The organism is Streptomyces sp. NPDC006476 (genome assembly GCF_040612015.1).
GTDB classification, from domain to species: Bacteria; Actinomycetota; Actinomycetes; order Streptomycetales; family Streptomycetaceae; genus Streptomyces; species Streptomyces griseorubiginosus_B.
The window spans coordinates 1-9950 of record NZ_JBEXPK010000140.1 but is presented as its reverse complement, the minus strand read 5'-3'; the positions used below and the strand labels follow the sequence as shown (position 1 = coordinate 9950).

The 9950-nt window shown below is 67.0% G+C and carries 12 protein-coding genes and 3 pseudogenes; 7 read left to right on the top strand and 8 right to left on the bottom strand.

Annotated elements, in window-relative coordinates; all coding sequences use genetic code 11:
• Positions 1-154: 154 nt before the first annotated feature.
• Positions 155-573 (top strand): annotated as a pseudogene (locus tag ABZZ74_RS50755) (transposase); the annotation flags it as partial.
• Between the two features lie 120 nt (positions 574-693).
• Here ABZZ74_RS50755 and ABZZ74_RS50750 read toward each other — a convergent pair.
• Positions 694-1092 carry a transposase gene (locus ABZZ74_RS50750; protein WP_356950919.1) on the bottom strand — a complete coding sequence of 133 codons (399 nt, stop codon included), beginning with the start codon at positions 1090-1092 and terminating at the stop codon, positions 694-696.
• Positions 1093-2020: 928 nt separating this feature from the next.
• Between ABZZ74_RS50750 and ABZZ74_RS50745 the strand changes: the two genes are divergently transcribed.
• Positions 2021-3154 carry a substrate-binding domain-containing protein gene (locus ABZZ74_RS50745; protein WP_356950918.1) on the top strand — a complete coding sequence of 378 codons (1134 nt, stop codon included), beginning with the start codon at positions 2021-2023 and terminating at the stop codon, positions 3152-3154.
• A 150-nt stretch (positions 3155-3304) separates the two neighbouring features.
• On the opposite strand, the gene ABZZ74_RS50740 is transcribed toward ABZZ74_RS50745, so the two are convergent.
• On the bottom strand, positions 3305-4027 hold the full coding sequence (locus ABZZ74_RS50740; protein ID WP_356950920.1) for a hypothetical protein: 723 nt from the start codon (positions 4025-4027) through the stop codon (positions 3305-3307).
• Positions 3922-4668 (bottom strand): transposase, encoded by a 747-nt coding sequence (locus ABZZ74_RS50735; RefSeq protein WP_356950917.1) that lies wholly within the window; start codon positions 4666-4668, stop codon positions 3922-3924. The genes ABZZ74_RS50740 and ABZZ74_RS50735 overlap by 106 nt, the downstream gene beginning before the upstream one ends.
• 166 nt (positions 4669-4834) lie before the next feature.
• Here ABZZ74_RS50735 and ABZZ74_RS50730 point away from each other — a divergent pair, with 166 nt between their 5' ends.
• Together ABZZ74_RS50730 and ABZZ74_RS50725 are read left to right on the top strand one after the other, a co-directional pair.
• Positions 4835-5380, top strand: coding sequence for a winged helix-turn-helix domain-containing protein (locus tag ABZZ74_RS50730; protein WP_356950916.1), 546 nt, complete (start codon positions 4835-4837; stop codon positions 5378-5380).
• Positions 5305-5694: a transposase gene (locus ABZZ74_RS50725; protein ID WP_356950921.1), complete on the top strand. Its 390-nt coding sequence runs from the start codon at positions 5305-5307 to the stop codon at positions 5692-5694. The genes ABZZ74_RS50730 and ABZZ74_RS50725 overlap by 76 nt, the downstream gene beginning before the upstream one ends.
• 67 nt (positions 5695-5761) lie before the next feature.
• Here the strand turns inward: ABZZ74_RS50725 and ABZZ74_RS50720 are convergent, their stop codons facing one another.
• The 4 genes and pseudogenes from ABZZ74_RS50720 to ABZZ74_RS50705 form a co-directional block, all read right to left on the bottom strand.
• Entirely contained in the window at positions 5762-6268 is a 507-nt protein-coding gene (locus tag ABZZ74_RS50720; protein WP_356950915.1) for a hypothetical protein, read from the bottom strand.
• A gap of 498 nt (positions 6269-6766) precedes the next feature.
• The gene (locus ABZZ74_RS50715; RefSeq protein ID WP_356950914.1) at positions 6767-6976 is read right to left on the bottom strand and encodes a hypothetical protein; all 210 of its coding nucleotides are present in this window, start codon (positions 6974-6976) and stop codon (positions 6767-6769) included.
• A complete protein-coding gene (locus tag ABZZ74_RS50710) occupies positions 6973-7290 on the bottom strand; it encodes a DUF6415 family natural product biosynthesis protein (protein WP_356950913.1) in 318 nt (105 codons plus the stop codon). The genes ABZZ74_RS50715 and ABZZ74_RS50710 overlap by 4 nt, the downstream gene beginning before the upstream one ends.
• A gap of 74 nt (positions 7291-7364) precedes the next feature.
• Positions 7365-7571, bottom strand: a pseudogene (locus tag ABZZ74_RS50705) (hypothetical protein); the annotation flags it as partial.
• 171 nt (positions 7572-7742) lie between these two features.
• Here ABZZ74_RS50705 and ABZZ74_RS50700 point away from each other — a divergent pair.
• The 3 genes from ABZZ74_RS50700 to ABZZ74_RS50690 all read left to right on the top strand — a co-directional run bounded on the left by ABZZ74_RS50700 (position 7743) and on the right by ABZZ74_RS50690 (position 9790).
• Positions 7743-8486: a DUF6879 family protein gene (locus ABZZ74_RS50700; RefSeq protein WP_356950912.1), complete on the top strand. Its 744-nt coding sequence runs from the start codon at positions 7743-7745 to the stop codon at positions 8484-8486.
• Positions 8487-8496: 10 nt separating this feature from the next.
• Entirely contained in the window at positions 8497-9351 is an 855-nt protein-coding gene (locus tag ABZZ74_RS50695; protein ID WP_356950911.1) for a helix-turn-helix transcriptional regulator, read from the top strand.
• A gap of 73 nt (positions 9352-9424) precedes the next feature.
• Positions 9425-9790, top strand: coding sequence for a hypothetical protein (locus ABZZ74_RS50690; protein WP_356950910.1), 366 nt, complete (start codon positions 9425-9427; stop codon positions 9788-9790).
• 61 nt (positions 9791-9851) lie between these two features.
• Here the strand turns inward: ABZZ74_RS50690 and rplW are convergent.
• A pseudogene (gene rplW, locus ABZZ74_RS50685) lies at positions 9852-9950 on the bottom strand (50S ribosomal protein L23); the annotation flags it as partial.

The window sequence follows — 9950 nt, the reverse complement described above, 5'->3', positions numbered from 1 at the left end:
GGAGGCCGTGCGGTTGGAGGCGGCCAAGTGGTTCGAGGCCGGGGCGGCACGACGCAGGTCGCGGCGATGTTGCGGGTGGCGGACCGGTCGGTGCGCCGGTGGCGGGTCTGTACGGTCTCTTCGGTGTATCTCCCGATCATGGAAGTAGTACCTGATGAGCGACGTGACTGTCTCTGCCGAGGCGGTTGAAGAAGTCCGGCCGGCCGAGTTGGCGGCGGATGTGCTGGACGAGCAGTTGATCGGGCAGTTGGTCGACCGGGCCCGTGCGAGCGGCCTGCAGCTGACCGGTGAGGGCGGGTTGCTGCAGCAGCTGACCAAACGCGTGCTGGAGTCCGCTCTCGAAGGCGAGATCACCGACCACCTCGGCTACGAGAAGCACGACCCGGCCGGTGCGGGCAGCGGCAACAGCCGCAACGGGACCGGTCCAAGACCGTGCTGACCGACGTCGGCCCGGTTCAGATCACGGTGCCGCGTGACCGTGACGGCAGCTTCGAGCCGCAGATCGTCAAGAAGCGGCAGCGGCGGCTGACCGGCGTCGACGAGATGGTCCTGTCGCTGTCCGCCCGCGGTCTGCGGCGGTGACCTCGGTCGTATCGTCGTGCGGGCCGAGGCGGACCGCGTCCAGCGGCCCGGTCCACGACGTGCGTCCCCCGCCGAGCGCGGCGGCGACCTGGTAGGGCCAACCGGAATCGTCTACCGGGCCCCGTCGCAGCGGCACGGCCGGTGGCAGTGCAGACGCTGCGGCGAGCACTCCGCGTCCGGGCGTGGCCACGGTGTCACGTCCAGCGCGATCGAGATCTGCCGGTCCGTCCCGTGCGGCAACGCCAGCCCGGCCAGCGCCAACCGCAGCCGCGACACATTCAGCCGACCCTGCGCGAGCGCGTCGTACATCGCCCCGTGACCACGCCGGTGCACCGCCTGGAGCGACAACTCCGGCAACGACACCACCGGGCCGCCCGCACACAGCACCGCATCAGTCAACTCGAACAACGCATCGGCACGACGGGGCATCGCCGCGTACAACTCCATTCGAAAGGAGGACAGTTCGGCAAGCGCCTGCCGATGAGCGGCTTCGTGGACGACACTCGACACCGACGACCTCCTGGCCCGTTGTGCGACTTGACATCACACAGCGTGAAAGGGAGGTCGTCGTCATGTCCGGAAGATTCCCATGTGGGTGAACCACTCGATGCCCGAACGATCACCGAAGGTTTAATTTCAAGCTAAGCCGGCCGCCTGCAAACGCCACCGCTCCGCCTCAACCAGACTCAGCTGCCTGCGAGTTCGAGACCCCATACATCTGGCATGCCGTACATGGCCGACTCGTCAACCACGGCCTCAAAGATCAGTACCCACACTTCACAGTCACCCTGACCAGCGAGACAGGTTATTTGCCCCTACTCGGCTTTCACTCGACATGAGATGCTCGCCTGGCAACCAGCTTTCGCAGCGAAGAGCCCAAAAGCACTCCGTAACTTCGAAAGGTGTTGCCGATGCCTCAACTTTGCAACCAGGGCAGCGGACGGGCGTCCGCTAGCCGAGTTGCAGGGATCAATCAAATTCCGTCACTGTTACGTTCTATTAGCTGAGTTGAGAGCCCGGACCATCCGATGACTGGTGATTCCACTCTGCGATCACAGCCAACAGGCTTCACTCTGGCTGGGACCGACACACACCATCAAAGGAGTGACGTGTTCTGCGTCGGACCTGCGGGTTGGCCAGCGTGGCCAGCTGCTCCGATAACGGACTCGTCGCGCGATGTTCACGGGCGGGCAGCTTGACCAGACGGACGGTGCCAGGCTGGCGGGCATGTCGAAGCTCCGTTGTAAAGGCGACTTGGAAAGTCACCTCCGCAACGGAGCTTCGATGCGTCAGGTCGCGCGTCCTCCCGGCATCACCAAACCACCGCGTCCCGCACACCACAATAATTCCATCACAAATCGCCCCGCGGGCGGAATTATATTGGCGCTTTCCATCACCTGTCCGGGCACGTCCATCACAGCTCCAGAAGGCCAGTGAAATGAACACTCCTCGCATACGCAGGACCGGATACCGGAGATCCACCATTATCCTGGCCGCTTCGTCGTCCGCGCTCTTACTCACCGCGTGCGCCGCCATCGGCGGAGGCGACACCAGGACAAGCTCAGCATCTCTGTATCGTGAAGACATCACAGTGGGACTTCTCCTGCCTGATCGGGATACAGCACGCTTCGAGAAATTTGACTATCCAACCGTCAAGAGGGAAGTCGCCTCTCTCACACGCGGCAAGGGAAAGGTCGACTACGCCAACGCCGAAACAAGTGTGTCCAAACAGAGTCAGCAGTTCCGGCGCATGGTTTCAGAGAAAGTGGACGTTATCCTCGTCGATGCCTTGGATCCAAAACGCATCGCCTCGGAGGTGCAAGAAGCACAAGACGCCGGCATACCAGTTATCGCCTACGACCGTCTTGCACAGGGCCCGATCAGCGCATTCGTCTCGCACGACAACGAACTCGTCGGCGAGGAACAGGGACGCGCGATCGACGAGGCACTGGGCGATCGTGCATCGGGGAGCAACGTGGTCATGCTGAACGGAGACCCCGCTGATCCGAACTCAGCTCAGTTCAAGATGGGTGCACTCGGCGAACTCACCAACAGGGTCGACATCGTCCAGCAGTACGACGTCACAAAGTGGTCGCCCGCGGTCGCCAAGAGAGATATGAACCATGCGATTCGGTCCATCGGACTCAGGAACATCGCCGCCGTCTACGCGGCCAACGACGGCTTGGCCGGCGCGGCCATCGACGCGCTGAAGAAGGCGGGAGCCATTGCCATCCCGCCGGTGACCGGCCAGGACGCGAACTTGGACGCAGTGCAGCGAATCGTCGCAGGACAGCAGTACATGTCTGTCTACAAGCCCTTCGTCGATGAGGCCACCGACGCAGCAAAGCTGGCAATAAACAAGGTACAGGGCCGCAACATCGAGTTCGACGGGCTGACGCCAGACAGAGTCGACAGTCCGACTCAAAAGGACATCCCCACGAAGCTCGTACCAGTGATCGCCCTCACGCGGAACACCATCAAGCAGACCGTGATCGCCGACGGCGTCTATACCATCAGGCAGATCTGCACCGCGCCCTACGCGGCGAGATGTGTGGCCATCGGGCTGGAATAGAAAACAGCCGTCGGTATGACCGCTCGCCGCTCATGAAGTTCCCCCAAGGCGGGTCTGTCCCGGGCCAACGGTGTACCGGTAGTTCGTTAAATCCGGAGGTAGAGGTCGATGCCGTGTCCGGTGGTGACCGCGTCGATCAGGGCCTGGAGCTCATGGGGTGGATCCGTGTCCGTCCATGCTTGCCACCATCGGGTGAGGGTGCTGGCTGGGGTGAGCCAGGACCGGATGGCGCGTAAGGCCCTGGGCCAGCAGGGCTGTTGGGCCTGGTGGGGTATGTCTGGTCCCCCTCTCTGGCCCCTCGTCGGGGCATGGGTCCGGCGCGGTGACATCCAGGGGTCCGGGTGGGGCGAACCACTGGTCCCAGCAGAAGGAGAAGGCGCAGTTGACCAGGGTCTGGTGGCGGCGGATGGCGCGGGCGGAGCGGACCTGGAAGTCGGCCCAGCCGAGTTCGTCCTTGATCTGTTTGTAGCTCTGCTCGATCCACGGTCGCAGGCCGTAGAGGCGGACGATCTCGGCGAGGTCGGCCGGCGGGTGCGGACTGGCCGTGGCGTGGGGTGCGTCGGGGTGGGGCAGGTTGGTGGCCAGATAGCAGGTGGCTTTCTCCGGCAGCCGGGCCGGGTCGGTGGTGGCCACGACCAGCCGGCAGGGTGAGTCGGGGCCGTATCCGCCCAGCCGGGCATCGGCGGCCCACCAGGTCTCGGTGTGCCCGTCGCGGAAGTGACGCTCCACGGGCGTCCAGTCGCCGGGACGCCTGGCATCGCACCAGGTCAGGGCGTGGGCGGCGTCGATGGGGGTGTGCGGCTGGTCGGCCGGAGCCCAGGTGCCGCGGTGCGGCTTGAGCGCGACCACGTAGGCCAGGCCGGCCTCACGCAGCGCGAGATACCAGTCGTCGCTGACGGAGTAGGCGCAGTCGGCGACCACCGCCCGGCAGTCGAAGCCGCCGCCTTCCCACGGGCTGCGAGAGCAGCAGACAGTTGCGGTTTCGTGCGGAAGGCCGGGTCGGAGCGGCCGCGGGTGAAGTGATGGGCAGGGGTGTAGGGCGTCGCGTGCAGCGGGTAATACACGCGGCCGTCGGTCCACACCGTGGTCACCGTGACGATGCCGTTGTCCGTCTTGCCCAACCGGCCCAGCCACTGCCGGCCGACGTGCGCGGTCGCCGTCCCGTCCTTGCGGTCCCCGGAGTCGTCGATCACGATGACCCCGCCGTCGCGCGGAGCCGTCGCCGGCTCCTCGCGCAGCAGCTCAAGCCGCCGGTCGTTGACCTGCTCGGCCTCCCAGGGCGACTCCGACAGGAAGAACTGCAGCCGCTGGACCCCTGGCATCCCCGCACCTGCCACCGGCTCCCCCCCTGCCAGGCAAGTGATCGTCTTGTTCCGCTCCCGCGGCGCCAGCAGCCCGGTCAGGTACTCGCGAAACCCTCGCCGCTGGGCCAGGCTGAAGAAGAGGTCGTCGAACCGGGCCGCGTAGTCCTCCAACGGCCCCGGCGCGGGCGGACACGGACGGCGAGCAGTCATCTTCAGCCCCCAGTAAGGCAGTTGACTCCCACCACCGGCCTACGACCAACCCGACCTGCCGTCAACCCACACCACCACCGAATTTAACGAACTACCGCTACTCAGGTTGAACTCGTGGAGTCCGGTGGCCCGTGACGGTTCTTGATCGCTGCGGTACGACATCGTCATGCGGTACGCGCATGGGGGCGGGCTGACGCCCAGGGAGCAGGAAAAGCGGGAGCGGGTGCGTCTTGAGGCGGCCGGGCGGTTCGCTCGCGGTGAGAAGACCGAGGCCGTCGCGAGGGAGCTTCGGGTGACGTCGCGGTCGGTGCGACGTTGGCGGCGGGAGTGGGAGGAAGGCGGTGCGGACGCCCTGCGCTCAAAGGGGCCGGCCTCGGTGGAACGGCTGAGCCCCGGGCAATGGGAACGGCTGGAGGGGGAGTTGAAGCGGGGCCCTCTCGCGCACGGCTGGGACGACGAGTTCCAGGGGTGGACGCTGAAGCGGGTCAAGCTGCTGATCGGGCGAATGTTCCCCGTCGGTTACACGATCCAGGGCGTGTGGAAGCTGTTGCGGCGGCACGGCTGGTCCGGGCAAGTGCCCCTGCGGCGGGCGATCGAACGCGACGACGAGGCGATCGAGGTGTGGAAGGCCGAGGTGTGGCCGCAGGTAAAAGGACCGCGGCGGACCTGGGCGCCCACATCTGCTTCGAGGACGAGGCAGGCCAGGGGCTGAGGCCGCCGAAGGGACACACCTGGGCGCCGCGCGGAGCCCGGCCGGTGGTGGGGGTGCGCGGCCGCAATCGGGGACGGGTCAACATCGCCGGCGTGGTCTGCTACCGCGCCGGGCACCGCTCCCGGTTCTTCTTCAAGCTGCACATCTGGCACGGGCGCCGAGGCGAGCGGAAGGCGTTCTCCTGGCGTCAGTACCGCGATCTGATCGTCATGACCCGCGTGCAGCTCGGCACGCCGGTGGTGTGGTGCTGGGACAATCTGAACGTGCACCTGGTGAAGGAGCTTGCGGACTTCGCCGAGGAGCACAAGGACTGATTACGCATCTTCCAGATGCCCTCCTACGCCCCGGATTTGAACCCCGCCGAGGGGATCTGGTCGCTCCTCAAGCGGCACCTGGCCGACTTCGCCGCTGCCGACCTCGCCCACCTGACCCGCGTAACCAAGCGGAAGCTGAAGAAGATCCAGTACCGGCCTCACCTGATCGACGGCTGCCTCCCGCCGGCTTGGTCATCTTCGCCCGCAAAGGTTCCAGCCTGCCGCGCACCGAGGCGTCCAGCCCCAGCCGCTCGCCGACCGCCCGGACCTGCACTGGGCCGTCGGCCTCTCGCACGATCGCCAGGAGCTTGCGGTAGGCGCCGGGCAACGCGCCCTCGTCGGCCGCGTCGCTGCGGTGCGGGATGAGCAGGACTGCCCGCCCGGCCACCTTCGCCGATACCGGAGCGATAGCCCCGGCGTCGTCCCGTGCCTGCTCGGCCAGGCGGTTCAACACCCGCTCCGCGATCGCCAGTTCATCCCGCTCGGCCTGGACCTCCTGGAGTTGCTTGGCCAACTCCTTAGCGAGGGCATCCAGTTCGCTCCGGCGGGCGGTGATCCACTGCTGCTCGTGCATCCCCCGCGCCCTCCCGCGATCTCACGGCGTGTCGACCTGCTGACGGATCGTAGGCGGGGGCCGGTCGTGGGCGCAGCCGAACCCGGCATCCCGCCGGAGCCGGACTCGCCCGATGATCTACGCCATGGTCATCGGCCGCCGACCGTAGCGAGTACCCAACTCGCCATTCACACCAGGACCGCGACCTGCGACTTCACGATGCACACCGCTCATTGGAGGTCGGCCCGGGCTGACTCAACGCGGGTGCGTTGCAACGGCGTCAGCGGCCCTCTGGCGGTTCGTCGGGCACACGGCTCCGTCCCGAGGCTCTGGGGCTGCCTGTGGGCGCCTCAGCGCGATGCAGGACAGCGGAGAGCCGGGCCGCCCCCAAACGCCTGGGAGCGTAGGGCGGCCCGGCGACCGTACGGTGGCCGCACCGCACGGGGGATGACGGGGCGGCCACGCATCCGGGGCCGGCGCATGCACCAACACCGTTCCCGGGGGCAGCGTGGCAGACGGTCAGTCTTGCCGCAGGGCCTTCACGATCAGGACGTGCGAAAGGATGCGGACGGCGTCGGCGTCGGCGTCGGGATCGACGAGGGCCGCATGTTCCGCGTGCGCCCACACCGTCCAGCCAGGACCGGACATGCCCATTTCGTGGGCGACAGCAACAGCATCGTCAGGGTCGATGATCGGACCGTCGCAGTAGCGGCACACCTGCAAGGTCACCGTTGACCTCCGAGTTCCTCGTAGTGCATACACAGGGCGAGCAGAACGCAAGCCAGGCGGCGGGCGTAGGCGACGCGAGAGCCCAGCTCGGCACGCGGCTGAATGGTCAGCCTCCTGCGGGCCTCGCCGACGCAGGCGAGGGCGCAGTACGCCTTGACGGTTGCGGGGCGCGGTCCGGCCGCCTTCTCGACGTCAGGCAGGATCAGCTCCAGGTGGCCGCGCAGGGCGAGGGTGAGGGTGTCGACGTCGGCGGCTGGCGGGAGGGCGTCGGGTCCGTCGTCCGGGCCGAGCAGAAGGCGCGCGCTGTCCCTCATCGTTTCGACGTCCGGTGGAGCAGATGCCAGGGCGCTGAGCGGGGTGTCGCGCGTCGTGCTGGTCGTGCGTCCGCCCCTCGGTGAAGGACATCGGCCAGGCGCTGGGCGACGTCGGGGCGGACGCGCCCGAGCTCGACGAGCCGCACCCGCGCCGTGGCCTGCGGGTCTACGCCGAGGGACGGAAGGACGATGCCCGTCCTGTCGAGCGCCGCCCGCAGAGACTCCACTGCGGTGAACGGGTCGACGCTGGACGCGTCGGGCATATCCAGTGCAGAGGTCATGAACGGGACCGTAAGGAGCGGCCGTTGACAGCGGCGAGGCAATGTTCTCGAATGTTCTCGGTCGGGAGTGAGATGTTCTCGGATGGTCGCAATCGGCAGCGAGCAAGGGGTAGATCGACCCGGACACCCTGGCGATGCTAAGGCGACCGGCCCCATTCCGAGGGAGGCATCGTGGCACGACGGCTCATTTTCACCGGCACGGACAGCAAGAACGGCGGCTGCCCTGCACTGCACACCGACGCGGATTCCGGCGACATCATCGTGCAGGGACCGCCGCTCACCGACCCCGACGACCTCGCCCGCCTCAAACACTTCGGGCCTGACGACGCAGCCGTGGTCGTACCGGCCGAACTGCTCGTCAACCACGCCCCGAAGGAGCTGCACCGCGTGCCGAAGATCATCGACCTGGACGAGTTCGGCCAGCTCTTCCGCACCTTCGAGCACACGGCATGGCGGCTGGAGACCCGCCGCGGATACGCCTCCGACCGCGAGGACCCCACCTACAGGGAGTTCGCCGAGACCGGCAGCATCACCCTCGACTACGACGACGAGTGGTCGCAGAACATCCGCCGCCAGGTCAAGGCCGGGAAGACGATCGGCCGCGTCCGCATTGTCGACGAGCCGCCGACCGAGGGTCAGCTGTTTCTCTTGGCCGATTCGCCCCGCAACACCGCGGCCGGCGAGACCATCCTCTGCCTGCCGCGCAGCGAAGCCGACGTGCGAATGCTGCCCGCCTGGGACTTCTGGATCTTCGACAGTCGTATGGTCGTCCGGCTCAACTTCGACGAGCAGGACGTGCTCCACGACCTCGAGATCATCACTGAGCCCGCCGAGGTCTTGCGGTACTGCCAGCTCCGGGACGTCGCCGTGCACGAAGCCATCCCCTGCGGCGAGTTCGCCGTACGCCTACCCTGACGAGCTGCCGGTGAGCACGGACTACCAGCAGGCCCGGGAAGCCCTCGGAGCGCGTCTCCGTGAGCTTCGGCTGACCGGGCCGGCCGGGCGACTCACCGGCCCTCAACTTGCCGAGCGGCTCGGCTGGCCACACTCCAAGGTGTACAAGCTGGAGAATGGCCGCCAGACCGCCGCGTCAGACGACCTACGGGCGTGGGCCGCGGCCGTCGGGCAGCCTTATGTCTTCGCCGAACTGGACGCCCGCCTCAAGGGCTTCGAGTCCCACATCCGGTCGTGGCGCCGCCAGCTTGCTGCCGGTCACCGCCCCGTACAGGATGTGTGGAACCTCGAGGTCGACCGCTCCCGCACCATCTACGCGTGGGAAGAGTCCGTCGTCCCCGGCATGCTCCAGACCGCCGACTACGCCCGCGCGATCTTCGTGCGGTACGCCGACCTGTACGGCTCCGTGCAAGATACTGAGGAGGCCGTCCGTACCCGCGTCCTGCGTCAGCAGTGGCTCCACCAAGGCGGCCACACGTTCCATGCCCTGGTGTGGGAGGCGGCTCTGCACGCCCTGATCTGCCCGCCCTCTGTCCTAGCCGCGCAGCTCGACCGGCTCGCGGGCATGGTCGGGATAGACACGGTCGAGCTGGGCATCGTCCCGCTCGGGGCGTCGCTGAAGATTCCTGCGGCGAATGGGTTCTGGGTCCTGGACGATCGACTCGTCATCGCAGAGGACTGGCACGCCGAGATCTGGCTGGATGACGCCGACAGTGTGGCGACCTACCTGAAGGTGTGGAACACGCTGCGGGACTCCGCCGTCTACGGAGCCGACGCGCAGAACGTGATCAGCAGAGCGCAGCGAACAGTGCGCCCGCGGGCCTGACGTACGCAGGATCCGGACGGGATCCTGACCGCCTCCAGATGCGGGCCTAGCCGTCCGGCATGATCCTGAACTCATGTCTGGATCATCCCAGCCCTGGCCAGAGTGGGGCGAGCCAATCCAGCCGCACCCAGGCTTCTTCGTCCCGGACGGCGCCCCGCCCGACGCACAGCAGCAGCGCTTGATCCTCGACTGGGCGGTGAACCAGAGGATAGCGACGGGGTGGCGGGTGGAGTCCCGCTCGGAGACGCAGGCCGTCATGGTGCGAGGCAAGCCGATCAATCACGTCCTTCACGCGATCCTGACCGTCTTCACGTGCCTGGTCTGGGGGATCGTGTGGGGCATCCTGGCCGCGACGAACCGAGTCGAGCGCGTGGCACTCACAGTCGATGCCCAGGGGCAGGTGGTGGCTGTGAATGCGCCTGCGTCCCCGAATGTGTAGGTGACCGTGGTTTCCACGGCACCGGTGACCGTGTACCCGCCCGTCGAGGACGGCGGCCGACGCGTATCTGGGTCTTGTTGGCGTTCGGGTCGACGATGAACGTGTACTTGTTCTCGTCCAGGAGCGCGTAGCTCTTCTCCGACACGACCGGCTTGAGCAG

Excerpts from the sequence above, each read along its gene's own strand:
- ABZZ74_RS50720 (WP_356950915.1), bottom strand. The coding sequence starts at position 6,268 with ATGCACGAGCAGCAGTGGATCACCGCCCGCCGGAGCGAACTGGATGCC.
- ABZZ74_RS50710 (WP_356950913.1), bottom strand. The coding sequence starts at position 7,290 with ATGAGGGACAGCGCGCGCCTTCTGCTCGGCCCGGACGACGGACCCGAC.
- ABZZ74_RS50690 (WP_356950910.1), top strand. The coding sequence starts at position 9,425 with ATGTCTGGATCATCCCAGCCCTGGCCAGAGTGGGGCGAGCCAATCCAG.
- ABZZ74_RS50735 (WP_356950917.1), bottom strand. The coding sequence starts at position 4,668 with ATGACTGCTCGCCGTCCGTGTCCGCCCGCGCCGGGGCCGTTGGAGGAC.
- ABZZ74_RS50745 (WP_356950918.1), top strand. The coding sequence starts at position 2,021 with ATGAACACTCCTCGCATACGCAGGACCGGATACCGGAGATCCACCATT.
- ABZZ74_RS50730 (WP_356950916.1), top strand. The coding sequence starts at position 4,835 with ATGCGGTACGCGCATGGGGGCGGGCTGACGCCCAGGGAGCAGGAAAAG.